This is a genomic window from Robiginitalea sp. SC105 (genome assembly GCF_014243345.1).
In the GTDB taxonomy this organism is placed as follows: Bacteria; Bacteroidota; Bacteroidia; order Flavobacteriales; family Flavobacteriaceae; genus Robiginitalea.
This window is the reverse complement of the sequence record NZ_JACLZF010000001.1, coordinates 1294811-1321283: the sequence shown is the minus strand read 5'-3', so window position 1 is coordinate 1321283 and position 26473 is coordinate 1294811. Positions and strand designations below refer to the sequence as shown.

23 protein-coding genes and 1 pseudogene are annotated in these 26473 nt (G+C 56.3%); 10 read left to right on the top strand and 14 right to left on the bottom strand.

Annotated elements, in window-relative coordinates; all coding sequences use genetic code 11:
- The first annotated feature begins 92 nt into the window (after positions 1-92).
- Positions 93-989: a helix-turn-helix domain-containing protein gene (locus tag H7F20_RS05805; protein WP_370588478.1), complete on the top strand. Its 897-nt coding sequence runs from the start codon at positions 93-95 to the stop codon at positions 987-989.
- Here H7F20_RS05805 and H7F20_RS05800 read toward each other — a convergent pair.
- The 4 genes and pseudogenes from H7F20_RS05800 to upp form a co-directional block, all read right to left on the bottom strand.
- Positions 986-1399 (bottom strand): hypothetical protein, encoded by a 414-nt coding sequence (locus tag H7F20_RS05800; RefSeq protein WP_185785163.1) that lies wholly within the window; start codon positions 1397-1399, stop codon positions 986-988. The genes H7F20_RS05805 and H7F20_RS05800 overlap by 4 nt on opposite strands.
- Positions 1396-1890, bottom strand: a complete 495-nt coding sequence (locus tag H7F20_RS05795; protein WP_185785162.1) for a hypothetical protein — start codon at positions 1888-1890, stop codon at positions 1396-1398. The genes H7F20_RS05800 and H7F20_RS05795 overlap by 4 nt, the downstream gene beginning before the upstream one ends.
- Before the next feature lie 108 nt (positions 1891-1998).
- On the bottom strand, positions 1999-2526 hold the full coding sequence (locus H7F20_RS05790) for a hypothetical protein (protein WP_185785161.1): 528 nt from the start codon (positions 2524-2526) through the stop codon (positions 1999-2001).
- Positions 2527-2652: 126 nt separating this feature from the next.
- Positions 2653-3313: pseudogene (gene upp, locus H7F20_RS05785) on the bottom strand (uracil phosphoribosyltransferase).
- 289 nt (positions 3314-3602) lie between these two features.
- On the opposite strand from upp, the gene H7F20_RS05780 reads away from it, so the two are divergent.
- Positions 3603-3992, top strand: coding sequence for a DUF302 domain-containing protein (locus H7F20_RS05780; RefSeq protein WP_185785160.1), 390 nt, complete (start codon positions 3603-3605; stop codon positions 3990-3992).
- 5 nt (positions 3993-3997) lie between these two features.
- On the opposite strand, the gene H7F20_RS05775 is transcribed toward H7F20_RS05780, so the two are convergent.
- The gene (locus H7F20_RS05775; protein ID WP_185785159.1) at positions 3998-4180 is read right to left on the bottom strand and encodes a hypothetical protein; all 183 of its coding nucleotides are present in this window, start codon (positions 4178-4180) and stop codon (positions 3998-4000) included.
- 316 nt (positions 4181-4496) lie between these two features.
- On the opposite strand from H7F20_RS05775, the gene H7F20_RS05770 reads away from it, so the two are divergent.
- The 3 genes from H7F20_RS05770 to H7F20_RS05760 all read left to right on the top strand — a co-directional run bounded on the left by H7F20_RS05770 (position 4497) and on the right by H7F20_RS05760 (position 8858).
- Complete coding sequence (locus H7F20_RS05770; protein ID WP_185785158.1) at positions 4497-6032, top strand: arylsulfatase; 1536 nt, start codon at positions 4497-4499, stop codon at positions 6030-6032.
- Positions 6033-6103: 71 nt separating this feature from the next.
- Entirely contained in the window at positions 6104-7660 is a 1557-nt protein-coding gene (locus tag H7F20_RS05765) for an arylsulfatase (RefSeq protein ID WP_185785157.1), read from the top strand.
- Positions 7661-7775: 115 nt separating this feature from the next.
- The gene (locus H7F20_RS05760) at positions 7776-8858 is read left to right on the top strand and encodes a formylglycine-generating enzyme family protein (RefSeq protein ID WP_185785156.1); all 1083 of its coding nucleotides are present in this window, start codon (positions 7776-7778) and stop codon (positions 8856-8858) included.
- Positions 8859-8920: 62 nt separating this feature from the next.
- On the opposite strand, the gene H7F20_RS05755 is transcribed toward H7F20_RS05760, so the two are convergent.
- Complete coding sequence (locus H7F20_RS05755; RefSeq protein ID WP_185785155.1) at positions 8921-9550, bottom strand: membrane lipoprotein lipid attachment site-containing protein; 630 nt, start codon at positions 9548-9550, stop codon at positions 8921-8923.
- Positions 9551-9585: 35 nt separating this feature from the next.
- Positions 9586-10590 (bottom strand): DUF6588 family protein, encoded by a 1005-nt coding sequence (locus H7F20_RS05750; protein ID WP_221898690.1) that lies wholly within the window; start codon positions 10588-10590, stop codon positions 9586-9588.
- A gap of 250 nt (positions 10591-10840) precedes the next feature.
- Here H7F20_RS05750 and H7F20_RS05745 point away from each other — a divergent pair, with 250 nt between their 5' ends.
- From H7F20_RS05745 to H7F20_RS05725, 5 genes are all read left to right on the top strand, one after another.
- Complete coding sequence (locus H7F20_RS05745) at positions 10841-11842, top strand: DUF481 domain-containing protein (protein WP_185785153.1); 1002 nt, start codon at positions 10841-10843, stop codon at positions 11840-11842.
- Between the two features lie 123 nt (positions 11843-11965).
- Positions 11966-12646: a hypothetical protein gene (locus H7F20_RS05740; protein WP_185785152.1), complete on the top strand. Its 681-nt coding sequence runs from the start codon at positions 11966-11968 to the stop codon at positions 12644-12646.
- A 52-nt stretch (positions 12647-12698) separates the two neighbouring features.
- Positions 12699-13490, top strand: coding sequence for a transporter (locus tag H7F20_RS05735; protein ID WP_185785151.1), 792 nt, complete (start codon positions 12699-12701; stop codon positions 13488-13490).
- 109 nt (positions 13491-13599) lie between these two features.
- A complete protein-coding gene (locus H7F20_RS05730) occupies positions 13600-14688 on the top strand; it encodes a hypothetical protein (RefSeq protein ID WP_185785150.1) in 1089 nt (362 codons plus the stop codon).
- A 136-nt stretch (positions 14689-14824) separates the two neighbouring features.
- Entirely contained in the window at positions 14825-15913 is a 1089-nt protein-coding gene (locus H7F20_RS05725) for a hypothetical protein (RefSeq protein ID WP_185785149.1), read from the top strand.
- Between the two features lie 15 nt (positions 15914-15928).
- Here the strand turns inward: H7F20_RS05725 and H7F20_RS05720 are convergent, their stop codons facing one another.
- From H7F20_RS05720 to H7F20_RS05690, 7 genes are all read right to left on the bottom strand, one after another.
- Positions 15929-16669 (bottom strand): hypothetical protein, encoded by a 741-nt coding sequence (locus H7F20_RS05720; RefSeq protein ID WP_185785148.1) that lies wholly within the window; start codon positions 16667-16669, stop codon positions 15929-15931.
- 15 nt (positions 16670-16684) lie between these two features.
- Positions 16685-18544: a DUF885 family protein gene (locus tag H7F20_RS05715; protein WP_255443995.1), complete on the bottom strand. Its 1860-nt coding sequence runs from the start codon at positions 18542-18544 to the stop codon at positions 16685-16687.
- Positions 18545-18912: 368 nt separating this feature from the next.
- Positions 18913-20361 (bottom strand): TolC family protein, encoded by a 1449-nt coding sequence (locus H7F20_RS05710; RefSeq protein WP_185785147.1) that lies wholly within the window; start codon positions 20359-20361, stop codon positions 18913-18915.
- Positions 20348-23590, bottom strand: a complete 3243-nt coding sequence (locus H7F20_RS05705; protein ID WP_185785146.1) for an efflux RND transporter permease subunit — start codon at positions 23588-23590, stop codon at positions 20348-20350. Before H7F20_RS05705 ends, H7F20_RS05710 begins: the two co-directional genes overlap by 14 nt.
- A gap of 23 nt (positions 23591-23613) precedes the next feature.
- A complete protein-coding gene (locus H7F20_RS05700) occupies positions 23614-24696 on the bottom strand; it encodes an efflux RND transporter periplasmic adaptor subunit (RefSeq protein ID WP_185785145.1) in 1083 nt (360 codons plus the stop codon).
- A 150-nt stretch (positions 24697-24846) separates the two neighbouring features.
- Positions 24847-25293, bottom strand: a complete 447-nt coding sequence (locus H7F20_RS05695) for a hypothetical protein (RefSeq protein ID WP_185785144.1) — start codon at positions 25291-25293, stop codon at positions 24847-24849.
- Between the two features lie 210 nt (positions 25294-25503).
- Entirely contained in the window at positions 25504-26355 is an 852-nt protein-coding gene (locus H7F20_RS05690; protein ID WP_185785143.1) for a DUF6503 family protein, read from the bottom strand.
- Between the last annotated feature and the right edge of the window lie 118 nt (positions 26356-26473).

Below are 26473 nucleotides of genomic sequence, written 5' to 3'. Positions count from 1 at the left end.
CCTTTTTACGGATTTCCCATTAATCATCGGGCATTTCACGATTCTCTTAGTACTTTTAACTCAAGGATTGATAAAGTACTGCTATGGGGGAAATGATAGATCTGATCACGGTCAATGATTATTGCAGGGGACTCGGCCTGACTACACTGCATCCCATGGTAAGTATGGTCGACCTGTCAGATGGCAGGTGGCCTGCCCTGAAGGGCACCCGGTCGGTGCGGTACCATTTCTATGGGGTATTCCTGAAACAGGGCCAGGACTGCACCCTTCGGTACGGTCGCCAGAACTACGATTACCAGGACGGGACCCTGGTTTTTATCGGCCCCGGGCAAACTGTAGACATTTCCGGCATAAACCACGATTCCGCTCCATCCGGCTACGCCCTGATGTTCCACCCGGACCTGCTTCGCGGCAGCCACCTGGGGCAGACGATGGATTCCTATTCCTTCTTTTCCTATGATTTGAGCGAAGCCCTGCATATTTCCGAAAAGGAACGCGGGATCGTCCTGGACTGCTTTGACAAAATCAAGTTTGAACTTTCCCAGGGGATCGACAAGCACAGCAAGGCGCTCATCCTTTCGAACATCGAACTGTTCCTGAATTACTGCACCCGCTTCTACGACCGGCAATTCATCACCCGGGATTCTGCCAACCTGGGTGTGATCGAAAATTTTGAATCCTCCCTGAAAGACTACCTGAACTCCGATAAGGCCCGGGAACTTGGTACCCCTTCGGTTTCCTATTTTGCGGATGAGCAACACCTCTCCCCCAATTATTTCGGGGATTTGGTTAAAAAGGAAACCGGAAAATCCGCCCAGGAGTTTATACAGGTAAAAATGATCGAATACGCCAAGGAGCAGGTCCTGAACCATGAGAAGACCATCAGTGAGATCGCCTACGACCTGGGGTTCCGGTATCCCCAGCACTTCACCCGCCTCTTCAAGAAGAAGGTCGGGTATTCCCCGAATGAGTACCGGTTACTGAATTAGGTTGCATCCGAATCTTCAAAGACGAAAATCGGATCATTTCCCCAGGGCAGCGTAGGGATAATGATTGCCAGGGCTATGGCAATTACGGGAACCGAGATAGTTGCCAAAGTTGCCCAGGTTGATGCCCGTTTATTCTTCAGATAGGCCTGGGTGATAACTGTTTGATCCAATGGGGTCTTTAACCATTCCCCGGAACTCCTGTTCACTCCATAGTATTTTCCATCCTCGTACGTGATATAATCGAACCTGTAGGTTTCCCCTCCGGTACTGGCAACCTTTGTTTTGATCTGCTCCCGGGCGGCTTTCTCCAGGGTTGTAGGGGTCCTGTGATAGACTACACAGCTTTGGAACAATAGCAAAACTGCAAGGATTCGTGCGATGGCTTTGAACCATTTACTAGTTGCATTCATGATTTATGGCCTTTCTGAGGCGTGTACTTTTCCAGCGTTGGCAGCAGCGCGTTGTAACGGTCTTTGTCCCCGTTTAAGGTGTATTTCTTTTTACCTGATCCGATTACCACCCCGACTATAGCACCCAGGGGCGTTCCGACAATGGCTCCGCCTATTGCACCAACATCCTCCCATCCGCTTCCCGACTCGGAGGCATAACCGGCAACCGCCCCTGCAATACAGCCCCCCACAGCCCCAACCCATGCGCCTTTACCAATGCTGCCCGCCCTTCTCAGCTTTAATGCGCGAATGTTTTCCGGAAGATATTTTACAGGGGTCAAATCCTCCCGAAGGATCACTAATTCACTCTCGCGGGCAGCATACAAGGTGCCTTTAACCTGTGAATTGTCCATCAGGAATACCCTGACGTCGTAGGTTTTCACCTTTTGGGCATGGGTGGTTGACAGGGTAAAAATGAGCGCCAGGACCGGAAGGAAAGGAAGTGATTTCATGATTTGGCTTTATAATTCCCAGAAATTCAGTTTTAACCCAAAAGCTGATTGCTTGTAAAAAAAATTCCGTTCGTTGACCATTCGGTTTGCCATTCCCCCCGCAGTACCTTAAAAATTGGAAGCGTTTAATCGTTCTGCTTTTTTATGAAGGGCGTAACCCTCTAATTTTGGCAGGACGTTTAAATAACCGGCCAAATTACCCTCAATGGCATACGTCACCCTTGCCGAACCCAGTAAAGCCCCCAACCCGGCTGCCGGGAAAGAAGTGATTATGGCCCCGCCAAGTGCCTTTTCCTCAGCCGTCATGGAAAAGAAGCCGGGTTCATCGTCCCCGCCGGCAGCACCACCAACCGCGCCTAAAACCGCGCCACTCAGTGCGCCGATCCATAATCCTTTCCCCACACTGCCCTTTCTTCTTATCTGGATGGTTTTTATCATCCGGGGATCAATATTGATTTTGTTCAAATCCTGCCCCATGATGACAAGTGAATCGCTATCCGCCAAAAACAGGATTCCTTTGGATCGGGTATTATCCGTTAAGGTCACCCAGGCCTTGAAGGATTTTACCTTTTGGGCACTTGCCGTGTTCATTGTAAAAACGAGGGTAAGGATGGACAGGAACCGCAGTGTTTTCATGACTACAGGATTTGCCTTAAAAGTATTCCAGCCGGAGCCGGGAGAAAATGACCTGTGTCAAAAACGGCAAAAGATAATACCGTATTTATCAATACTTTTAAAACCTTCACAAGGTAGGACTCCGCCTCACAACTTGTCCCCGAAGGCCAGGTCACCGGCATCGCCAATCCCCGGGACGATATAACCCCTGTTGTTCAATTTGTCGTCAATGGCGGCAATCCATAAATGGGTGTCTTCGGGGAATACCTCAGTTATCAGTTATATGGGCGATACCGGTTTCGGACCCGATAACCGACAGAATATGGATTTGTTCGGGTTTGCCGTGTTCCTTCAGCGCGCTGAGGACGTTTTCAAGGGTCTTGCCCGTGGCCAGCATGGGATCGGTCAGCACCAGGGTTTTCCCATATAGGGCCGGCGCTGCAAAATAACGCACAATGACCTTGAAGGCATCTTCATCCCCCCTGTGGTGGCGATAGGCAGAAATAAAGGCATTTTCGGCCCGGTCAAAATAGTTCAGCATGCCCTGGTGCAGGGGCAACCCGGCCCGCAGGACCGAACAGAGCACCAGTTTGTTGACAGGCAGGGGGACCCTCTTGCTGCCCAGGGGGGTCCGGACCGTTTTGTCCTTGTACTGCAAAACCTTGCTCAGTTCGTAGCTCAGGATCTCTCCGATGCGTTCAATATTCCTTCGAAAACGCATCGGGTCCTTCTGGATGTTTGCATCCCGGATCTCGGAGATAAATTGATTCAACAGGGAGTTTCCCGCGCCTATGTGATGGATGTTCATATGTCTATATTGAGCAAAGCGGCCCATAAGCCCTTGGTGCGAATGTATACCGGGCGAACCCCTGCAGCAATGACAATAATCATGTGCATTTGGCCTGATCCGGGATACCTTTATGGGAAACACCCATTTCAGGTGCCAGATCATTACACTGGCCGTCAACCCGGCTGTGAAAAGGAAAGAGGTCGATGCCCCCTACCAATGGATTCTCAACCATTCGGCAGATTCGCGAAGCATTCGTTTGAATGCCTGGAGCCATCGGCAATATTTAATAATCGTAAATAAGGAAAGTATGAGCTACTATTTTGCTACCCAAATCAAAGGCAAATCGTTTGACCAGGCGGTCCACGAAACCACGGAAGCGCTCAAAAAGGAGGGGTTCGGGGTGTTGACCGAAATCGATATCAGGGCCACGCTGAAGAAAAAACTGGACGCGGATTTCCACAACTACAAGATCCTGGGGGCCTGCAACCCACCCCTGGCCTATCGGGCCCTGCAGTCGGAAGATAAGATCGGTACCATGCTGCCCTGCAACGTCATCGTCCAGGAAAAAGTCCCCGGCAACATCGAAGTTGCCGCGGTAGACCCCTCGGCATCCATGCAGGCCGTGGAGAATGATGAACTTGCTGCCATTGCAGGAACCGTCCGCGACAAACTCAAAAAGGTCATTCAGAGCCTGTAAAATGCCTACATCCCTTGATGCCGGTTAGAAATCAGGGAGGTAATCACCAGGCCCAGACCAATCCCGATAAGGATGGAAGCCACCATCAGAATAGGAGAGGACTGGATAAAAATAAGCCCGGCCCCCAGGCCTACCAGGGTCATCCCGCCAATGGCCCATGTACTCTTGTCGTCTTTTTTGTTTGCCATGATCCCAGGTTTACAGTGAACGATAAAGATGGTCTTTTGCAGCGAATTGTGGAATGACCTGTATCATTTAAGGGCCAGAGCACGGCCTTATCTAAAGACAAAGATGGGTTTCAAAGGAAGCCGGCCGCTCAGCTTGTCCATACAACAACTTGATGCCTGCTGTTATGATTTGGTAAAGCCACTGTCTTTTTAGGGGGGCGGATATCTTTTTCCAATTATTTTTATATCTTCTCTCCGGAATTCCATCCCTTAGGGATGTTTCCAACCAAACAACCTTTCCAGAGCATACGCATTTTTAACGGTTAAACACTTGAAAATGAAACAGTTGATATTTACTGCTTTGGCATGCCTTTGCCTTTCCCTTTCCGCCCAGGAGAAACCAAACATCCTGATCATCTTCCCGGATGATGTGGGCTGGAGCAACGTAAGTGCCTATGGAAATGGGGTGATGGGCTATACAACGCCCAACATTGACCGGATTGGCAGGGAAGGCGTACTATTTACTGAACACTATGCACAGCCGTCCTGTACTGCCGGACGGGCCGCCCTGATTACCGGACAGTACCCGATACGGAGCGGGATGACCACAGTGGGAAGGCCTGGTGGCGAACTGGGCCTGAAAAAGGAGTCCCCCACCCTGGCCGAAGTCCTGAAAACACAGGGATATGCAACCGGTCAGTTCGGAAAGAACCACCTCGGCGACCGGAATGAACACCTCCCCACCGTACACGGGTTCGATGAGTTTTTCGGGAACCTGTACCACCTGAATACGCAGGAGGAATACCAACAGAAGGATTATCCCCAGGATCCGGAATTTTTCAAGAAATATGGTACGCGCGGGGTACTCCACACCTATGCGACCACGGTGGATGACCCTACCGTGGACCCCCGCTTTGGCAAGGTCGGCAAACAGCGGATAGATGATACCGGACAATTGTCGCGGGAGCGGATGGAAACCGTCGACCAGGAATTTATCGATGCCTCCCTGGATTTTATGAAAAGGGCACAAAGCGATGACAAGCCGTTCTTTGTCTGGCTGAATCCGAGCCGGATGCATATGTTCACCCGCCTCAAGCCCGAAAGCCGCTACCTGGCCCTCCCCTATACCACAGAGCACGATTTTTACGGAAGCGGGATGATTGAGCACGACATGCAGGTCGGCATGATCCTGGAGGAACTCGAAAAAATGGGGGTGCTAGAAAACACCATCGTCATTTATTCCACCGATAACGGACCGGAGCACAGTGCCCGGCTCCACGGGGGCACCACCCCCTTCAGGGGCGAGAAAATGACCACCTACGAAGGCGGGGTACGGGTGCCCATGATGGTCATGTGGAAAAACCACATCCCCGAAGGAAAAGTACTCCGGGGTATCCAGTCCCACATGGATATATTCACGACTTTGGCCGCCGCTGCGGGTGTTGACAACGTTGCCGAAAAGATGCGAAGGGAACGAAAGCAGTACATCGACGGGGTAAACAACCTGGATTACTGGTTGGGCAAAACGGATCAAAGCGCCAGGAACAACTTCATTTACTACCACGAATCCGACATCCGGGCCGTACGGGTCAACCAGTGGAAACTGCATTTTCAAACCAGCGAGGACTATTATGCCCCCTATGAAAAGCAAAAATTCCCCATCATTTACAACCTTCATTTTGACCCTTACGAAAGTTTTGACAACGTGACGGACCGATCGGACATTTTGCAGCGGAAGCAGTTTTTAAATGAGCCCGTTCAGGAACTCCTGGGGGAACATATCAGGTCACTGGCCGAATATCCTCCGGTACAGAAGGCCGCCACCCTGGATTTCTCCGAATTGGTGGAACAGTTGCAGGAAGGGAAGCAGTAGGCCGCCCTAAGTTGTTCAACAATATAAAAGTCGTTAAATCCTTAAATCCTTAAATCCTTAAATCCTTAAAAATGAAAAAAATACTATTTCTGATTCTGGGCTGCTTTTGCCTGGCGCTTTCGGCCCAGGATAAGCCGAACATCCTGGTGATCATGGTGGATGATGTGGCGCCCAATGCCCTGAGCGCCTATTCAATGGGCATGCAGTATCCCACTCCGAACATCGATCGGATTGCCAGGGAAGGTGTCCTGTTTACGGATCACTATTCCCAACCAAGCTGTACCGCCGGCCGGGCTGCCTTTATCACCGGCCAGAAACCCGTGCGTACGGGGCTGACCACCGTAGGGCAACCGGGGAACCCCCTGGGGCTGAAAAAGGAAGACCCTACCCTTGCGGAGCTCTTGAAACCCCTGGGCTATATGACCGGTCAGTTCGGCAAGAACCACCTGGGGGACCGCAACGAACACCTTCCCACGGTCCACGGTTTTGATGAATTCTACGGGAACCTCTACCACCTCAACGTTTCGGAAGAACCCGAACAGGCCGATTACCCGAAATCTGCGGAATTCGCCAACAAATACGGGCCACGGGGCGTGATTGAATCCTTTGCCACGGATCGGTTTGACGCCACCGAGGACCCCAGGTTTGGCGTGGTGGGCAAGCAGCGGGTCACCGATACCGGCCCCCTGACCAGCGAAGACATGAAGACCTTCGATGACGAACTGGTGCGCCGGTCCAAGGATTTTATGAAGCGGGCTTCGGAAGCGGACAAGCCCTTCTTTATCTGGCATGCCACGAGCAGGATGCACGTTTATACCCGGTTAAAGGAGGAGAGTAAAAACCTCGCCACCGATATCAGTACGGACATGGACCTTTTCGGGCATGGCCTGATTGAGCATGACCAGCAAGTAGGGGAATTGCTCGATTACATGGAGGAGCTGGGGATCAGCGACAATACCATTGTCATCTACACCACGGACAACGGGCCCGAACAAAGCTCCTTCCCCCATGCCGGGGTAACCATGTTCCGGGGCGAAAAAATGACCACCTGGGAAGGCGGGCTCCGGTCGCCCTTTCTGGTCCGGTGGCCGGGCAAGATCCCTGCCGGCCTCATCCGCAATGGCATTTCAGCCCATGAGGATGTGGTCCCCACCCTGATGGCCGCAGTGGGCAACCCGAATATTTCCGAGGAATTGAAGAAAGGGAAGAAAATTGGCGACATGACTTATCGGGTGTATATCGACGGCTATAACAACCTGGACTACTGGACCGGGAAAACCGACGAATCTGCCCGCAACCATTTCTTCTACTACTACGAATCCGGATTGACTGCGATGCGCGTGGGGCCTTGGAAAATGCACTTCGCCACCAAGGAGCGGTATTTTGACGACATGGTCTCCCATACCATGCCACAGCTCTTCAACCTGCGGAAGGACCCGTTTGAGCACTACGATGACATCACGGGCTTCCACCTGATCATGGAAAAATCCTGGGTCATGCAGCCGGCCATCGGGTTGCTTAATGAGCACCTTTCCACCTTCAAGGATTATCCGCCGAGGCAGGAAGCGGCTTCCCTGGATATCAACAAGGCGATTGATGCGATTCTCAAGGCAAAAGCCAGACAGTAACATTCAGGAATTCATTAATGGAACAGGCCCGGATTCGGGCCTGTTTTTTTTAAAGGACACAAGTAACCTGTAACTTTGTAAAAATCCCGGCAATCCCATTAAAATTGTAAAGACTATGAAACCATTCAGAAAAGCCTTAGTTGGCATCGGGTCGGTCCGCACCCTGATCGCCCTGGTCGTTTCCATTTGCATCAGCGGCTGCGGGGAGCAAAAGACCGAAATCGCAGCGGCGGCAGAAGTCCCTGCACCCGCCGGGATGGTGTATGTCCCCTCGGGCAGTTTTTTGATGGGGGGCAAAACGGAGCAGGCCCAGCAGGACGAACTGCCCCGCCGGAAGGTGGGGGTCTCCGCCTTTTTCATGGACGCCACCGAGGTGACCAATTGGGAGTTTGAAGCTTTTGTGGAGGCTACGGGCTATGTCACCATCGCCGAGCGCCCCCTGGACTGGGAAGTCATGAAACAGGAATTGCCGGAGGGGACCCCCAAGCCCCCGGATTCCATCCTCCAGCCGGGATCCCTGGTATTCCGGCAAACGGACGGCCCGGTGGACCTCAGGGACCTGTCCCAGTGGTGGGAATGGACCCTGGGCGCCAACTGGCGGCAACCGGACGGGCCCGGGAGCAACCTGGAAGGCCGCATGGACCACCCGGTGGTCCACATCGCGCTGGAGGACGCAAAGGCCTATGCCCGATGGGCGGGCAAGCGGCTACCCACCGAGGCGGAATGGGAATGGGCTGCCATGGGGGGGCTGGAAGACCCGGTGTACCCATGGGGGAACACCCCTACCTCCGATGCCGCACAGAAAGCCAATTTCTGGCAGGGGATCTTCCCCTTCCGGAACGACGAGACGGACGGGTATGTGGGTACCGCCCCGGTAAAAACCTATCCGCCCAACGGGTATGGCCTGTACGACATGGCCGGGAATGTATGGGAGTGGTGCCAGGACAAGTACCGGGCGGATGCTTACGAAACGTCACAGGGGGGCTCCGAAGCCTTTGACCCGAAGGGTCCCGAGGAATCCTACGACCCGGCGGAACCCCTGGCGGAGAAATACGTGGTACGTGGCGGCTCCTTCCTCTGCAGCGACAGCTACTGCAGTGGTTACCGGGTGGCCCGCCGCATGCGCACCACCCCGGATTCGGCCTTTGGCCACACGGGTTTCCGGTGCGTGAAGGATATTAGTCCTGAAAGGGATTAGGGACGGAGGACATTAGCCCGGAACAGGGATCAGGCGCCTCCGAAAGAATCCTAACTCCCCGGTCAGGGCGCAATGCTTTCCAGCATCAGGGCTGCGGTGAGCTCTGAGGCATATTTCCCCACGGCCTTGCGGATATCGGTGGGATCCTGAAGGCGGAAGGTACCGACCCATTGCAACCCCCCATTGGCCTCGTCCAGGGAATACAGCGTGCTCTCGAACACGTAGCGCGTGCCCGTTTCCACGTAATCCGGACCCCAGGTGGTTATCGGGTAAGTGCCGTAATACTGACCAAACCTGCCGTATCGGCCCCCGACGTAGGCGGTCCTGGGAGTCCCCGGGATCACATCCGTATACTGCTGGGTGTCCACCAGGTTGGTAACGATTACCCCGTCATATCCCGCATTGACCAGGCTTTCCCGAATGGCCCCGCGATCGCCGGTACCCGGGTTTTCGCCCAGTGGCAGTTCCTTGAGGTGGTCCGTTGAGGCCTCCGCCGATACCCCCTTCGCCTGCAATTGGGAAGCAACCTCCCGTTCAAAAAGGACCCGGGCGGCTGTGCTGCTGGTCCTTCCCACAACGAGTATTTTATCGTAGGATTTCTTCTGCTGGCTGATATTTTCCGATTGGGCCAGGTAGGTGGAGCAGCCGGTCAGGAATAACAGGAGTACAGGAAGGAAAATCATTTTTTTCATAACGCAGTTCTTTTTTTTTAAAAGGCAATTCAAATTTAATACAAGTTGTAATGCATGCCAAAAGCCAGGTTGTTGAATCCCTGCAGCGTATAACTTAAATGGACGGAAAAACGCCGGTAGGTATAGCTGCCGCCGGCCGTCAGCCGAAGGCCCGAGACGTTTTCCCGCACGTCAAACGGGTCGTTGAATTCCACCGCGCGGTCGGAAAGCTGGATGCGGTAGTTCCCCAGGAGTTCGTAGAGGGAGTTGCCGAATACGTACCCAAAACCCCCAAAGAGGTTCCAGTGGGTATTGCGGGTGGATAGCAGCAATTCAGTCAGCCAGGCATTCATGGCCCCTTCGATCCGCTGGCCCGAACCGGTCACCGTCCCCCCTTCCTCCAGGTTGTATTCCGCATCCAACCGGGTATAGGCCGCCATTACGGCCAGGTCCAGGGGAAAAGACTGCCATGGACCGTTTTCGCTGTTGATCTGGTGTTTGAGCCCCAGGCCCACCACGCCCACCGATCCGTCACCCAACCCCAGTTTCGGGAAATACCGGAACTGCACCTCACTGTTCCAGGGAAGGCCCATGCCCACATGCAGGAATGCCGTGGGCAGCAGGTTGAGTTCTACCAGGCCAATGCCTGTAGGGGCGTTGAAGGTAAAGGTCTCCCCTTCCAGGGTGGCCACGAAGGTAACGTCGGAATCCGTGCTCCCCAAAACCGTCGGGATCCGGACGCGCTGCCCGCCCCCAACCACGTCGAGGTTCTCAAAAGAGGTGATATCCAGTTCAAAGCTTTTGGCATCCGAAGGGACAAAGGAGCCGTTGGCGGCTACCGAAAAACGGAACTTCCAGGGTTCCGGGACGCGGGCATCGTGGTACCACCCCGAGGACAACCCGTAAAGCAACCCCTTGGAAACGGGTTGCAGGTAGCGTTCGGAAATGGCTTCCGAGGCTTCCACGCCCAGCACCAGGTAATCCTTGATGGTAATTTCCTGGGCAACGGGTTTGAGAATCACCCCGAGGGTAAAAAACAAAAACAGAATTTTTATTCGCATGATCTGAATTCCCTTATGAAACCGGTGTACCGGCACGTGTTTTGTTTAATCCTAAATATAGGCAATTTTGGAACCTGAAGGGCTCTGTTTAGAGCTATTGCAATAGGTTCCAGCGGTTGAGGTGCAACGTGGCATTCGGGCCGGCGAAAAAATCTGTTGAACAAAAGAGATGTAATTATGCACAAAACCTCTAAATACCTATATTTAAGCGTCTTTCACAATACTTACAATGAAAATAGTCCAAATTTTTATGATGGCTCTCCTCCTGGGGTTGGCAACAGTTTCCACCAGGGCACAGAACGACACGCTGAGGCTGAAGAACGGCAATGTCCTCCACGGGGAAATTAAGGGCCTTGTAACCGGTGTACTTACCATGGAAACCCCGTATTCGGACGACGACTTCACCATTGATTACGAGGAGGTCTCCGGCCTGAGCCTCGAGCGGCAGAGCATCGTGATCCTGGCTGGTGGCAGGCGCGTGGTGGGGAACCTGCGTTCCGCTGCGGACGGGGAGGTCACCATCCGCACCGAGGAAGAGGGTACCCTCACGGTTGCCCTGGAGGAGCTCACCAGCCTGCAACAGGTCAAAAGGCGGTTCCTGAACCGCTTTGATGGTTACATAGACCTGGGTTTTAACCTGACCAAGGCTAATAACAACCGGCAATTCACGTCTTCTATCGGAATCCATTACCGGGGTGTCAAGTGGATTGGGGATTTTGACGTCTCCACCCTGCGTTCGGAGCGGGACGAAGTTGCCAAGGTTGAAAGGAATTCAGGTACCCTGGCACTGACCTACCTGCTTTCGGACAAATGGTACGTCCTGGCTTCCACCGCCTTTTTGTCCAATACGGAGCAACAACTGGACGGACGCTGGAGCCTGCGGGCAGGACCCGGCCGGTTCCTGGCCATTTCCAACCGGCTGGTCTGGGGCCTCGGGGCAGGGATCAACTACAACGTCGAAAATTTCGCAGGGCAGGAATTCGACATCGAATCGACCGAGGCCTTTGTCACCACGAATTTCAACATGCACGGTTTCGGGGATTTCAGCCTGAACACCCGCCTGGATTTTTACCCCAGCCTGTCCGAAAGCGGGCGGATCCGGGCGGACTACCTCCTGGACGTGCAGTACGACCTGCCCTGGGACTTTTACGTAAAGACGGGCTTCCAGTTCAACTACGACAACCAGGCCATCGTCGAGGGGTCCCAGTTTGATTATATTTTAACCTCCGGATTTGGCTGGTCTTTTGACTAACTTTAGAATGGCCCGAAGGCATTGCCTGTGGCTCGAACCAAATTAGTCCCGATGACCAAGACTTCCCGAAAATGTCCTATTGCGAAACGTACCTCTGACCGGAACATTTTTTATTTGAACCTCATGGGACGGTTTTCGCTGCGGGGCCTTATCCTGGGCCTGCTGCTGCTCGCATCAGGCAGCCTTGCCGCGCAGGAGGAGTTCTTTCACGAACTGGAACTTGAGACCGTCGTTTGGGAGAACGAACGCTGGGAGGTCGCGGCCAGGACCAGCTGGAAACATATCTACGACGAGGTTGCCTGGAGGAAGTTCGGGCTCGACGGGGGGGTGATCCGCAAGGCCGGCAACTGGGGGTTCCTGGGCGGGTTAAGCACTTTTTATACCTTCAATAAGGAAATCGATAATTTCTGGGAGGTGCGCCCCTGGGTGGCCATTCAATACACTTTTCCGCTTTTCAGGACAATAAACGTCAAACAGCGGTTGCGGTCGGAATGGCGCAACTTTTTCCAGGAAGGCGGGGGGGAAACAATCAATTACCACCGGCTCCGCTACGCAATCTGGTTCGGCTTCCGACTGTGGGAAAGCGAACGCTGGTCCCAGCAGCTGGGCTTTGAAAATTATTTTGTGGACCTACCCGCGATTCTGGAGCGGTTCCCCAACGAACGGGATTACCGGCTGCTTTTCCTGCACGAACTGCCCAATTCCAATGAGCTATTTTTTGGGGTTAAGGTGGAAACCTTTTTTATAGTGGATACACGGGAAAAAAGCAGCGCGCTCCTCCTGATCCTCGGGTACCGCATTTAGCGATTTTACAAATCCAAATAGCTAATTGATTATCTTTAAAACAAACGTACACATGAAAAGCATTCAAACCCTCCTGTTTCTGCTGCTTCCGCTCCTTGGCCTGTCCCAGCAGGACGGCAGCCAGGCAGAGCAGCTGGCCAAGCAATTGCAGAACCCCGTGGCCAACCTGATCAGCTTGCCCTTCCAGAACAACTTCGACTTTGGCTTTGACCCCTCGGACGGCAGCCGCTGGACCATGAATATCCAGCCGGTGATCCCCATGGGCATCAGCGAGGACTGGAACCTGATTGCCCGGGCCATTGTACCTATTATTTCCCAGAACGATGTTTTCGGGCCCAGCGGCAGCCAAACCGGTTTGGGGGATATGGTCCTCAGCGGGTTCTTTTCGCCCAAGGAGCCAGGGCCTGGTGGCCTGATCTGGGGCGTCGGGCCGGTGCTGCTGGTGCCCACCGCAACAGACATTGCGCTGGGGACGGAAAAATTCGGGGTCGGTCCCACCGGGGTAGTCCTGAAACAGGCCGGCCTGTTTACCATCGGGGCGCTGGTCAACCACATCTGGTCCGTGGCAGGCGCCGATGACCGGGCCGACGTCAACACCACCTTCTTCCAGCCTTTTGTGGCCCGGAACTTCCCGGGCGGGTATGCCATCTCCCTGAACACGGAAATCTCGCAAAACTGGGATTTTGACGCCATGGCCGGAACCATCAACCTGTCCGGGTCCAAGGTGCTCCAGCTGGGAGGGCAGGCAGCCCAGGTGTCTGCCGGGCCACGCATCCCGTATGGCAATGGCAGCAGCAATTCCTGGGGGATCCGTGCCGGGCTGACGCTGCTTTTCCCGAAATAGCAGGCGCTTTTCAGAGGGTTCCACGCATCACTGGTCAATATATCGGAACGATAATGTGCAATGAAGGTTGCGATTGATTATCTTTAAGGTAACCAACCTGACCTTCACAATGAAAAATCACCCACACCGCCCCAGCCGGGTAGGCATTGATATCCCCTGGCCCTGCATCACACTCCTGTCCTTTAGTTTCCTCGCATTGTTCCTGGCTTCGTGTTCCTCCATGGGGCCCCGGACCATCCCCCCGGACGGGTTCAATTACAACCAGCGCATCGCCGACCAGGAAAACGAACAGATGCTGCTGAACATCGTCCGTCTGCGCTACCTGGAAATGCCGCGTTTCCTGAATGTGGCCTCCGTGATCAGCCAGTATTCCCGCAGCGGTTCCGCCGGTATCGGGGGCGATTTCAATTCCACCCGTTCCCTGGTGGGGAATACGGGGGCGAGCTGGTCGGACCGGCCTACGATTACCTATACCCCCATGTCCGGGCAGGCCTTTGCCCAGAGCCTGCTCACCCCGCTCCCGCCTGCCGTGGTATTTTTCCTGATACAGTCCGGCTGGTCGGCCGAGCGGCTGATGCGGCTGACCAATTCCATGATCAATGGCCTGCACAACGAATTGGGGACACCGGGCGAACGGCGGCAGGAGGACCCGGAATTCAGGGAACTGCTCAAGGTGATCCACAGCCTTCAACGCGAGGGAGCCCTGGGCATGCATTTCAACGGGGACTGGCCCAAGGTGGACGTGGACATCGTACTGCCCGAAAACCCGCGGACCGATTCCATCCACCAGGCGGTTACCCGCTTCAAGGAAATCCTTGGCCTGGATCCCGACAAGCATATCTTCGACATTGAATACGGGGTTGTCCGAGAACACCCCAACCATATTGTGGTGCAGACGCATTCCATCCTGGAAATGCTCTCCAATATATCCTGGTACATCGATGTCCCGGAAGCGCACATTGCCGAAGGCCGTACCTATTCCACCTTCTTCCCGGACGATCCGGACCTGATCCACATCCACGTCTCCCCCAACAGACCGGAAGATGCCTTCCTCTCCATCCAATACCGGGACTACTGGTACTACATCGACGACCGGGATGCAAAATCCAAAAACACCTTTTCGGTAATGGAAATCCTTATGAGCATGGCCAATGACGGGTCCGGGTCCGTGGGGCCGCTCATCTCGATCGGGAATTGACGGCGGTTGGAAGGGATATCCCCGGAAGCCGGTTGCAGACAGCCCCATTGCAGGTGCATGCGGCCTGTCCGTTACGGGTGCGGAAATATGCTTTCTTTGAGTATATTTAGGATCACCAACCAAACGCAACTTCCGCATGTACAACAAACCGAACGACTCCCATCGTAGGGGTAACCTCGCCAGGATCCGCATCCTTGCACCTGCTTTCTATTTTTGCCTGGCCCTCATACTGGCATCCTGCTCCTCCATGGGGCCCCGGACCATCAGGCCGGACGGCTTCAATTACAACCAGCGGATAGCCGACCAGGAAAACGAGCAACTGCTGCTCAACATTGTCCGGTTGCGCTACCTGGAGATGCCCCGTTTCCTGAATGTGGCTTCCGTGATCAGCCAGTATTCCCGAAGCGGTTCCGCCGGCATCGGGGGGGATTTCAATTCCACCCGCTCCCTGGTGGGGAATACCGGGGCAAGCTGGTCGGACCGGCCTACCATTACCTATACCCCCATGTCGGGGCAGGCCTTTGCCCAGAGCCTGCTGACCCCGCTTCCGCCCGCCGTGATTTTTTTCCTCATACAGTCCGGCTGGTCAGCCGAGCGGCTGATGCGCCTGACCAATTCCATGATCAATGGGATCCACAACGAGATCGGGACCCCGGGGGAAAGGCGCCAGGGCGACCCGGAATTCAAGGAACTACTGGGGGTCCTGCACGAATTGCAACGGGCCGGGGCATTGGGCATGCATTTTAACGGGGACTGGCCCAAGGTAGATGTGGATATCGTGCTCCCGGCAAATCCGCGAACGGATTCCATCCGCCGCTCCATTGCGCATTTCAAGCAGATCCTGGACCTGGATCCCGACCAGCATATCTTCGATATCAACTATGGCGTGGTCCGGGAGGAGCGAAACCAAATCCTGGTACAGACCCATTCCATCCTGGAAATGCTTTCGAATATCTCCTGGTATATCGACGTGCCTGCGGAACACGTAGCCGAAGGACGCACCCATTCCACCTTTATCCCGGACGACCCGGACCTGATCCACATACGCGTGGCCCCGAACAAACCGGATGGCGCTTACCTTTCCATCAAATACCGGGATCACTGGTACTATATCGAAGACACGGACGTCAAATCCAAAAACACCTTTTCGGTTATCCAGATCCTGATGAGTATGGCCAATGACGGCTCCGGTTCGGTAGGGCCGCTGATCTCCATAGGGAATTAGGCGGCATCCGGCCTGTTACTCCGCCCGACCGGCCAGATATTCCCCGACCTTCCGGTGCAGGTCGCGGAATTCCGACTTTTTATGCACATACTCCTCCCGGAGCAATTGCAGGGGAATTGCATGATAGGTAAGTGAATTCAGGAATACCGGGTCGGCAAGGACCTGTTGCTGCATGGAGGCGTCAAAGATCGGGCCTCCGCGCAACATGCGGTATACCTCGGAGTGGGTGCGGTAGTACTCCAGCAGGTCGTTAAAGGCCTTTTTATTGTCGGTTTCCAGGGACCTTATGGTCATCAGTCCGGATTTCCAGGAGGCAATGGCCTCCCGGATGTCGGGATCCCGGATGATATCCAGGTCGCCCGTGCCGACGAGGTCCTCTACGGTAGCCTCGGCAGCCATGAAGACCAGGTAATCCAGGGCCGCCACGGCCAACCTGTTAAACGTGGTATGGGAAACCGGCGGCAGTTCCCCGAGGCTGACTGCAATCAGGGAGTCGATGCGAACCAGCGTGCTGTCCGACGAAACCAGCAACCGGTCCATCTCCAGCAGGTTGGCCTCCAGTTCCTTTTCAAACCGGGTCAGGTAAGCCTGTTCCCTGGCGTCCAACCGCTTCTGGGCCTGCAGGTCGTCCAGGTAAAGGGCAATCAGGATGCCCACCACGACCAACAGGATTTCACCCACCGCATAAAGCAGGTACTTTTTGAACTTATTACCGCCGATTAGCTGCCGGCGTATGTTCCTTAAAAATCGCAACATGCCTCAGACTGCTTCCTAGCCCTCCCGCAGGGGCGGGGTTTCCGTTTTCTTCTGTTGGATCCATTCATCGACCTGTCGTTCCAGCAGGTCGAGCGGCATGGCGCCCCCCCCGAGGATGGTGTCGTGGAATTCCCGGATATCGAACTGGTCGCCCAGCTCTGTTTCGGCCTTCCGCCGGAGTTCCTGGATTTTCAGCATCCCGATCTTGTAGGCGGTGGCCTGCCCGGGGAAGACCATATAGCGCTGCACCTCGGCCCGGATAGCGCCGGGCGCAATGGAGGAATTATCCTCGAAATAGGCGATCCCGTCCGCCTCCGTCCAGCCTTTGGAGTGCACCCCGGTATCCACTACCAGGCGGATGGCCCGCCAGATTTCATTCACCAACCGGCCAAAGTCGTAATACGGGTTCTCATAGCCGCCCATCTCCTTAGCAAGAGTTTCGGAATAGAGCCCCCACCCTTCGCTGTAGGCGGTAAACCCGGCCTGGGTCCGGAAGGTGGGTACGGATTCGAGTTCCTGGGCAATGGAGATCTGCATGTGGTGTCCCGGGATCCCCTCGTGGTAGGCTACCCCTTCCATGGTGGATTTGGGCATGGCTGACATGTCGGACAAATGGGCGTAGTAGGTCCCTTCCCGCAACCCGTCCGGTGTTCCGGGCATGTAATGCTGGGGGGCGCCGTCCTGTTCCCGGAAGGACTCGACCCGCCGGACTTCCAGCCCGGCCTTGGGGAGGATGCCGAAATATTCCGGCAGCTTCAGCGTCAGGTCGTCCAGGTATTTTTTGGAATCGTCCAGGTAGGCCTGCCTACCCTCGTCCGTATTCGGGTAGAAAAACTGCGGATCCGTGTTGACAAACTTAAAAAACGCCTGCAGGTCGCCCTTAAATCCCACCTGCTCCTTGATGGCCTCCATTTCGCCCCGGATCCGGGCTACCTCGGACAAACCGATCTCGTGGATCTCGTCGGCGGTCAGGTCGGTGGTAGTCGAGGCTTTCAGGCGATAGTTGTAATAGGCCTCCCCGTCCGGGTGCCTGCTGTACCCGGTGGGTGCCTCCTCTGCGTTCGGCAACTCCGCCTCCAGCCAGGCAATCAGGTCGTCGTACGCCGGTCCGAAGGAAGTGGTCAGGGCCTCCGAGGAAGCCGTGCGCAGGGAATCTGCAAGGGCCTGGTCAATTTCGCCCGCCTCCTGCAAGGCCTGAACCTTCCGGTTCATATCGTCCCACAGGGGGGTACCCCGATCCGATTCCGTAAACGGCTGGCCATCCACCAGGGCCTTTGCCTGGACCAGGACGGTTTCGAAGGCGAACTTCGGGGGGATGATCCCCCTGGCAGCCTGTGCCTTTGCCCTTTCGAGCAATTGCCCCATGGCCCTGCTGGTTTCCAAAACCCTGGAAATATAGGCTTCCATATCCGGGAGGCTGTCCACCTTGTGGAAATTGATCAACATGTTCGGGAACATGGTGTGCGGCCCCATCATCTGGTCGAATATATATCCCATATCCTGGAACTGTGCTCCCTCCTTTTCCAGTTCGTACTGGTAGACCCAGATGTCGTAGGAGGTCCTGTCGGCCGCGTCCAGGCTTTCGTAATCGAATTTTGAGCGGAGCTCCTCCACACTGGCTTCCTTCCAGGCAAGGTGGGCTTCCTCGGCCTCCAGGCTCAGGTCGTCAATTTTATCGTATTGCTCCTTCCGCCCAAGAACCGTCAGCCGAAGGGGGCTCATCTGCAGTTCTTCCTCATATTTGGTTTCGAACCACTCGGCCAGGGCTTCTTTCTGGTCGGGTTGGCTTTCCGGCTCCTCCCCGCAGGCATGCAGCAGGAAAAGGATCATCAGGAAAATGGCGGGTTGGAGCGCTTTACGGATGGGATGCATCATGTTTATGTATTTGGTTGTTCGATTGCATAACCGCGGGACGGTTAAAACAGCGAGAATGTATCCCTAAAATGGAAGCTGTGCAAATTTATCTTTTGGGGCGAATTATACAGGGGGGTGTGCGGAGGGGCGCGCGGGAAAACTTTCCGGACCTCCCGCAGGCGACAGGGAGCTGCTCCACTGACCTGTGCTACCTGGAAGCAAGCCTTCCAGCCCGGGCCGGGGCCATGACGGACGCCGGATCGAACCCCAGGCCCGGGTCCGGAGGGCAAAAAAGGCCTGCGTCGGGACAAAAAAAGCCACCCTGCCGTGGGGCAGGGTGGCCGGTTTAACGGGCTTTCACAAAAGCCACGGGGGAACTACCTGTTACTTCAATTCCAGCCGCCCCCGAGGGCCCGGTAGAGGGCCACCCGGGCGAGCAACTGGTCTTTTTTGGTTTCCACCAGTTCCATTCGGGCCTCGAGGGCATCCCGCTGGGTCAGCAGCACCTCCCAGTAATCGGCCCGGGCCGACTGGAACAACCTGCCTGCAATTTCGATGGACTCATTCAGGGCAGCTACCTGGCCTTCCTTGAGGGCATAGCTGTTTTGCAGGTTCCGCTGGTTGGACAACTGGTTGGCCACCTCGATATAGGCATTGAGGATGGCCTTCTCATATTCGAAAACCGCCTGCTCCTGGCGCGCACTGGCATTGAAATATTCCGCCTTGATCGCATTCCGGTTGATCAGGGGCGCGATGGCGTCCCCCACCACCGAATACAGGACAGACTCCGGGGTGGAGGTCAGAAAACGCGGTTTGAACGCTTCCAGTCCCACCCCCGCCCGGAGGCCTATGGACGGGAAAAAATTGGCCCTCGCCGCCCGAACATCCAGTTTGGCCGCCTCCAGTTCAAATTCGGCCCGGCGGATATCCGGCCGGTACAGCAGCAGCTGGGAAGGAATCCCGGCAGCCGGCGTGTCTATGGCCTTTTCGATGAACGTTTCCGAATTCCGCGAGACCTGCCGGGGGGTCCGGCCCACGAGGAAGTTCAGCCGGTTTTCGGCCTCGGTGATCTGCTGGCTGATCTCGAATTTGTGGCTCTGGTTCTTGAGCACCTCCGCCTCGAACCTCCGCACCGCCAGTTCGGTCACCCGGGCAGCCTGCTTCTGTAGTTTCACGATCCGCAGGGCGTTTTCCTGTATTTCCAGGTTCTTCTCGATGATGTCCAACTGGTTGTCCAGGGCCATCAGCTCATAGTACGTGTCCGCGATCTCCGAAACCAGCCGGGTGACCATGAATTTCCGGCCCTCCGCCGAGGCGAGGTATTCGAAAACGGCGGCTTTTTTGGAATTGCGGAGTTTTTTCCAGACGTCCAGCTCCCAGGAGGCAAACGCCCCCACGGAATAGTTGGTGAGCGGTTCGGGGAACTCCTCCCCTTCCCGGATGTCCGTGGTGGCTTCCAGCGCCCCGTTGCGGGTATATCGCGCCGCCTTCTCCACCTCGGCCCCGGCCTGCAGGTTCACAAAGGGCAGGTACTCCCCTTTGCGGGCGCGGATTTCGTTCTGCGCCATCTCCACCTGCCGGAGCATGATGTTCAGCTCCTGGTTGCGCACCAGGGCCGAATCGATCAGCTCCTGCAACCGCGGGTCCCGGAAGTATTCCTTCCAGGAAACCGCAGCGGCATTCAGGGTATCCCCCTCCAGGCCGCTGTAACGGGCCGGCAGGTCCGTATTGGCCTCCCGCACATCCCGGGCAGGCACGCAGGAATATACCAGGGCCAAAGCCATGGCCAGGATAGCCAGTACGCGTATGCTGCTGTTGTTGGTGCTACTTGTCTCCATTTCTCGTCGTAAGTTTTTTGAGCATTTTATTGATTTCCCGCAGGCGTGCGCGGATCGGGCTGTCCCCTTCGCTGTTCCGCATGAATTCCTCGGAGAACGGTTCGTCGTATTCGTCCCGGATAAAGGAACGGCCGTCGGACAGCTTGGCGAAGATGAAATACAGGCCGGGGATGACCAGTACCCCGAACAGCGTGCCGATGAGCATCCCGCCCAGGGCGGAACCCCCGATAGTGCGGTTTCCGATCGCCCCGGCCCCAGTGGCCAGGACCAACGGGATCAGCCCCGCAATAAAGGCAAAGGAGGTCATCAGGATGGGGCGGAACCGCACCTTGGAGGCTTCCACGGCCGCCTCCAGGATGCTGCTGCCCTCCCGCCGCTTCTGGACGGCAAATTCCACGATCAGTACGGCGTTCTTGCCCAACAGCCCCACGAGCATGATCATCCCGATCTGGGCATATACGTCGTTGGCGAGCCCCATCACCTGCAACAGCAGGAAGGAACCAAATACCCCGACGGGCAGGGACAGGATCACGGCCAGGGGCAGCAGGAAGCTCTCGTACTGGGCCGCGAGCACCAGGTACACGAAGATGAGTACGACCGCGAAGATATAGAGGGACTCATTCCCCCTGCGGGCCTCGTCGTAGGAGAGGCCTTCCCACGCGATGTCATACCCGCGGGGCAGCGTCTCGCTGGCCACCTCCTTGACGGCGTCTATCGCATCGCCGCTGGTGTATCCTTTGGCGGGAAGCCCCTGTATGGCCGCCGAATTGTAGAGGTTGTACCGGGTGATCTCATTGGGGCCCAGGCGCTTCTCCATCTTCATAAAGGCCGAATAGGGGACCATTTCCCCTTCCTCGTTCTTCACAAAGAGTTTTTCGAGGTCCGACGGCATGGCCCGGTATTCCGGGGCAGCCTGGGTGTAGACCTTGAAGAACCTGCCAAAGCGGATAAAGCCCTGTTCATAGGTGCTCCCGATCAGGATATTTAGGTTTTCCATGGCCTTCCCGATGGAGACGCCCTTCTGCATGGCGGCCTTGTTGTCTATCTTCAGCTCGAACTGTGGGTAGTTGGCCGCAAAGAAGGTGAACAGGCCGGAGAGTTCCTTCCGGGCCCGCAGGGCATCCATGAAACGATCGTTGACTTTTTCAAAGGCCTGGTAATCCGTGTTGTTCGTCTTGTCCAGGAGCCGGAGCGAGAACCCGCCGGAAGAACCGAACCCGGGTACGGCCGGCGGCTCGAAATACTCGATGACGGCCCCGAGGTTCCTGGTTTCCTCTTCCAGTTCCTCCATGATTTCATGGACGGTGTGGTCCCGCTGGGACCAGGGTTTCAGGTTGATCAGGCAGGTACCCGCATTGGATCCCCGGCCTTCGGTCATGATCTCGTACCCCGCCAGGGAGGAGACAGACTCCACCCCGTCGATTTCCTCGCAGCGTTCCTGCAGTTTCCGGGCCACCTCGTTGGTCCGTTCCAGGGTAGACCCGGGGGGCGTCTGGATGATGGCGTAGATCATCCCCTGGTCCTCGTTCGGGATAAAGCCCGCAGGCAACACCTCGTTGGTGAAGAAGATCCCCGCGCAGAAGGCCGCGAGCACCCCGAAGGTCACCACGCGGCGGTTGACGATCTTCCGGAGGAAGCCTGCGTAGTAGCCGGTCAGCCGCTCGAAACGCGCATTGAACCAGTCGATAAAACGGTCTACCGGGTTCTTGCGCCGGGGCTTCCCGTGGTTGTTCTTCAGGATCATGGCGCACAGCACCGGGGTCAGGGTCAGGGCGACGACCGCCGAAATCACGATAGCACCGGCCATGGTGATGGAGAACTGCCGGTAAAATACGCCCACAGGCCCGGTCATAAAGGAAATCGGGATAAATACGGAGGTCATCACCAGGGTAATGGCGACAATGGCCCCCCCGATCTCCCCGAGCACTTCGGAAGAGGCCTTGTAGGGGGTCAGGTGCTTTTCCTCCATTTTCACATGCACCGCCTCCACCACTACGATGGCATTGTCCACCACGATCCCGATGGCGAGCACCAGGGCAAACAGGGTGATCAGGTTGATGGACAGCCCGAACAGCTGCATCACAAAAAAGGCGCCGATCAGGGATACCGGGACCGCGATGATCGGGATGAGCGTGGAGCGCCAGTCCCCCAGGAAGAGGAACACGACGATGGCCACCAGGATGAAGGCATCCCGCAGCGTGTGCAGCACCTGTTCGATGGAGGCGTTCAAAAAGCTCGACACGTCGTAGCTGATCTGGTATTCGATGCCCGGGGGGAAATCCTCCTCGAGTTGGGAGAGCTGGGATTTGACCGCCTCGATCACGTCGCTCCCGTTGCTGCCCAGGGTTTGCTTCAGTACGATGGAGGCCGACGGCCGGCCGTCCAGGTTGGAATAGATATCGAAGAACTCGCTGCCGAGTTCCACCTCGGCCACATCCGACAGGCGCAGGATCTCGCCCTCCTCGTTGGCCCGGATGATGATGTTCGCGTATTGCTCGGGTTCGTTGTACTGCCCCTCGTAGACCAGCACGTATTCCAGGGACTGGGCCTTGATGCCGGAACTGCCGCCAAGCCTCCCCGGCCGGGCAATGATGCTCTGCTCCTGCATAGCCTCCAGCACGTCCTCCGCGGACACGTTGTAGGCCCGCATCCGGTCCGGCTTAAGCCAGACCCGCATGGCGTATTTGCGACTCCCGAGGATCTGGGCACTGGCAATCCCGTCGATCCGCTGGATCTCGGGTACCAGTTTCGTATAGGCGTAGTTGTACAGGAAAAGCTCGTCCTGCCCTTTGTTTTCCCCGTACAGGTTGATGTACATGAGCATACTGGGCTGTACCGGGGTGATCACCACCCCTTCCCGTTGTACGAGGGGCGGCAGGTTGGGCATTACCTGGTCTACCCGGGTCTTCACCCGGACCACTGCCTGGTTCGGGTCGGTCCCCGGCTCAAAGATCACCCGGACGGTGCCCTCCCCGGCGCTGGTGGCGTCCGTGGCCACGTAGCGGCTCCCCTGCACCCCGTTGATGGCGGTTTCCAGGGGGATGAGCGTGGATTTTACGAGTACGTCCGCGCTGGCCCCCGGGTAGGCGATAAAGATGTTCACGGTGGTGGGGGCGATTTCCGGGAACTGGGAAACCGGGAGCTGCTTCATGGCAAGCAGGCCGGTAAAGACGATCAGGACCGATATGACGATTGCCAGCACCGGTCTGTGCATGAATTTTCTAAACATGGCGTTTCAGGATTTTCGGAGCGCTATTCAGCGTACAGCTCCAGGTTGGCAACCACCTTTTCCGGGGCTACGTATTCCGTTTCGATCTGCTCCTTGTCCTTGACCATGCGGATGCCCTCGAGCAGGATCTGGTCCGACTCCCCGAGGCCGCGGGTGACCACAAACAGATGGGGCAACTCGGCGCCCACGGCGATCTCCCGCTGGCGCACCCTGTTTTCCTTGTCCACAATGAACACGTAGGTCTTGTCGAGCACCTGGAAGGTGGCCTTCTGGGGGATGATCAGCGCCCGGTCCAGGGGGACCTGCATGAGGATGCTGCCGGTTTCCCCGTGGCGCAGGATGCCGTCGGGGTTAGGGAAGGTGGCCCGGAAGGCGATGTTGCCGGTGCTGTTGTTGAATTCGCCCTCGATGGTTTCCACGCGGCCGGGCTGGCTGAATTTTTTCCCGTTGGCCATCAGCAGTTCCACATCCCGGTTCCCGACCGTGCCGTTACCCTGGATGTAATCCAGGTATTCGGCTTCGGGGACATTGAAATAGACCCACATCTTGCTGTTGTCGGAAAGGGACGTCAGGAGTTCGCCCTCGTCCAGCAAGCTGCCCTCCCGCACGTGCAGGTGGTCCATGATGCCGTCAAAGGGCGCCCGGATGTCGGTGAACCCCAGGTGGGTTTCCGCGAGGGCCACCTCGGCCTTGGCGCGGTCGTAATGGGCCCGGGCCATGGCCAGTTCGTTGGCCGAGACCACGTTGCCGTCTGCCAGGAGCTGCGTATTTTCCAGTTCGATGCGGGCCACTTCGGCCTCGGCGCGGGCTTTCTGCAGTTCGGCCTGGTAGACGTTGGGCATGATGTGGAACATGGGCTGGCCCTTTTTGACAAACTGGCCTTCGTCTACCGATATGTGTTCCAGGTAGCCTTTTTCAAGGGCGCGCAATTCAATGTGGCGGGTGGAATGTATCTGGCAGACGTAATCTTTGGTGATGGCCGTATCCTTGCGGATGGGTCGGGTGACCAGGAATTGGGTGGCTTCCGCCTTTTCCTGTTTCCGGGATTCACAGCTCCCCTGGGTCAGCACGATCAGTACGCCCAGGAATAGGGAGAGATTCCTCATAATAAGTGGTAAAAATGATTTAAACGATGGATTCAAGGGGAAGGCACACGGGCTAAGGGAGTGTGCATTCCGTTAAAGGCGCCTTCCCGGCCGGATGGGGGGCGGGGATGGCAATCCGGCCTTGAGTGGCCGGTTTTGAACAAGGATCGTCTAAATCCGGAAGACCTGGTACCTGAGGTGGTACCGGCAGTGAGGCGTTACCCGGACCGCAGGGGTCTCGGGCAGGGGTTTGGAATCCGGGTGGAAGGGTACCAACCCGGCGAGAAGGTTTTGAGAAAAATAGGCTGATAAACGACCGCCCGGGAGCAGGTCGCGCTCTGGTTGGGCATCCTCTTCGCTGCCCTCCCGTTCCCCGAATTCGGTCAGGCCTACCAACAGGCGGACCCCGTCTGCGGGGGCAGCCCGGAGGATAGAAGCCTGGAGGGGGACGTCCTGCCCGGGCACGGCATCGCTGTGCTCCTGTGCCCCTGCATCCAAATGCAGATGGGAGGTGGTCGGACCGGCCGACAGGGTCTGGGAAGATGCATGGATGAAAAACCACCCGCCGGAAAGCAGGATGGCCACCGAAACCAGATATTTCAGGAATACCTTTTTCATTTCGGGGACCAAAGCTATAAGAACTGACAGACCCGTACAAGGGGTGACTGTTAATAATGCTTAAAAATTTCTCCGGCAACCCGGATTCAAGGCATTTCCAGATACCGGGTGCGCCCAGGTTTTAGTGACACCGTCGCCTGCCGCGCGGGTTCCGCAAGGGACCTATACCGACTGTGTGCCATTCCGCCGGGGGCCTGACCTACCCGGGTACTATTCCGCCCGCGTAAAATAGGTCCCATCTGCGGGCTTGCTGAAGAACACCGGGTCGGTCTGCAATTCCGAAACCCGGATATCCGCAAATTCCACCGTATTGCGCAGCTCCCCGATGTCGCGCCCCTCGTACTCGTACCAGGAGATGGTTTCGGGCAATACCACCCCGCCAAACCGGCCCCAGTCATCGTAGCGGATCCATTTCACATTGTCGGAATCCTCCCCGGTCCTGTAGGTCACCGTATAGCCGAGCCAGGCCATCTGCCCGGTTTCCGGGTCGTAGTGCAGGTAGTACTCGTCCTTGGGGGAGATGCCCACCCCTGCGTTGTAGGAGATGCTCACCCCCGGGTATCGTTTGCCCTGGTACTCCAGGTCCGGGGTGTCCCCGTAGACAATGCCCGGATCAGCCAGCACAAAGGGCATGGCGTAAAAGTAGAACATCAGGTTGTGGTAGAACTCCGGGTTGCCTTCATAGGCATTGTCCGGGTCCAGGATCCAGGTCCGTTCCCCGTCAAAACCCATGGAATAGGCATCGGTGTCCACGCGGTCTTCCCGGGTCCACAGGTCGATCGTATGGGTTTCCGGCAGATCGCCGGGAATGACGTACCGGAGCGTGCGTTTCGCCTTCCAGGCGTCCAGGCCGCCATGTGCATCAAAAACACGCTGGAGGGCCTCCGGATAGGGGTTGGAGGCTATGGTTGCGGCACCCGGATCCCTGCTCACAACAGCAGGCTCATCGGGGGTTGTGGATGCCTCTTTTTTGCTCTGGCCCGGGCCCCCGCAGGATGCCATTATCAGGAGGGCGATCAGGCCGAGGCTCAGCTGCCGGAAAGTTTTTGAAAATAGTATCATGTTTTTCATATAGGTTTACTAGATTAGTCGGGGTTCAATGGAATCCTGACAAATGGTTAACCGGGAATGCGGCATACCCGGACAAACAAATCAAAGAGTGCCTGAAATCCCCTGGAAT

Bases quoted from the DNA above. Each gene is read 5' to 3' on its own strand.
- H7F20_RS05730 (WP_185785150.1), top strand. From the start codon at position 13,600: ATGAAAAATCACCCACACCGCCCCAGCCGGGTAGGCATTGATATCCCC.
- H7F20_RS05705 (WP_185785146.1), bottom strand. From the start codon at position 23,590: ATGTTTAGAAAATTCATGCACAGACCGGTGCTGGCAATCGTCATATCG.
- H7F20_RS05760 (WP_185785156.1), top strand. From the start codon at position 7,776: ATGAAACCATTCAGAAAAGCCTTAGTTGGCATCGGGTCGGTCCGCACC.
- H7F20_RS05735 (WP_185785151.1), top strand. From the start codon at position 12,699: ATGAAAAGCATTCAAACCCTCCTGTTTCTGCTGCTTCCGCTCCTTGGC.
- H7F20_RS05740 (WP_185785152.1), top strand. From the start codon at position 11,966: ATGGGACGGTTTTCGCTGCGGGGCCTTATCCTGGGCCTGCTGCTGCTC.
- H7F20_RS05750 (WP_221898690.1), bottom strand. From the start codon at position 10,590: ATGCGAATAAAAATTCTGTTTTTGTTTTTTACCCTCGGGGTGATTCTC.
- H7F20_RS05700 (WP_185785145.1), bottom strand. From the start codon at position 24,696: ATGAGGAATCTCTCCCTATTCCTGGGCGTACTGATCGTGCTGACCCAG.
- H7F20_RS05695 (WP_185785144.1), bottom strand. From the start codon at position 25,293: ATGAAAAAGGTATTCCTGAAATATCTGGTTTCGGTGGCCATCCTGCTT.
- H7F20_RS05715 (WP_255443995.1), bottom strand. From the start codon at position 18,544: ATGATGCATCCCATCCGTAAAGCGCTCCAACCCGCCATTTTCCTGATG.
- H7F20_RS05690 (WP_185785143.1), bottom strand. From the start codon at position 26,355: ATGATACTATTTTCAAAAACTTTCCGGCAGCTGAGCCTCGGCCTGATC.
- H7F20_RS05770 (WP_185785158.1), top strand. From the start codon at position 4,497: ATGAAACAGTTGATATTTACTGCTTTGGCATGCCTTTGCCTTTCCCTT.
- H7F20_RS05755 (WP_185785155.1), bottom strand. From the start codon at position 9,550: ATGAAAAAAATGATTTTCCTTCCTGTACTCCTGTTATTCCTGACCGGC.
- H7F20_RS05720 (WP_185785148.1), bottom strand. From the start codon at position 16,669: ATGTTGCGATTTTTAAGGAACATACGCCGGCAGCTAATCGGCGGTAAT.
- H7F20_RS05780 (WP_185785160.1), top strand. From the start codon at position 3,603: ATGAGCTACTATTTTGCTACCCAAATCAAAGGCAAATCGTTTGACCAG.
- H7F20_RS05765 (WP_185785157.1), top strand. From the start codon at position 6,104: ATGAAAAAAATACTATTTCTGATTCTGGGCTGCTTTTGCCTGGCGCTT.
- H7F20_RS05805 (WP_370588478.1), top strand. From the start codon at position 93: ATGATAGATCTGATCACGGTCAATGATTATTGCAGGGGACTCGGCCTG.
- H7F20_RS05790 (WP_185785161.1), bottom strand. From the start codon at position 2,526: ATGAAAACACTGCGGTTCCTGTCCATCCTTACCCTCGTTTTTACAATG.
- H7F20_RS05745 (WP_185785153.1), top strand. From the start codon at position 10,841: ATGATGGCTCTCCTCCTGGGGTTGGCAACAGTTTCCACCAGGGCACAG.
- H7F20_RS05800 (WP_185785163.1), bottom strand. From the start codon at position 1,399: ATGAATGCAACTAGTAAATGGTTCAAAGCCATCGCACGAATCCTTGCA.
- H7F20_RS05710 (WP_185785147.1), bottom strand. From the start codon at position 20,361: ATGGAGACAAGTAGCACCAACAACAGCAGCATACGCGTACTGGCTATC.
- H7F20_RS05795 (WP_185785162.1), bottom strand. From the start codon at position 1,890: ATGAAATCACTTCCTTTCCTTCCGGTCCTGGCGCTCATTTTTACCCTG.
- H7F20_RS05725 (WP_185785149.1), top strand. From the start codon at position 14,825: ATGTACAACAAACCGAACGACTCCCATCGTAGGGGTAACCTCGCCAGG.
- H7F20_RS05775 (WP_185785159.1), bottom strand. From the start codon at position 4,180: ATGGCAAACAAAAAAGACGACAAGAGTACATGGGCCATTGGCGGGATG.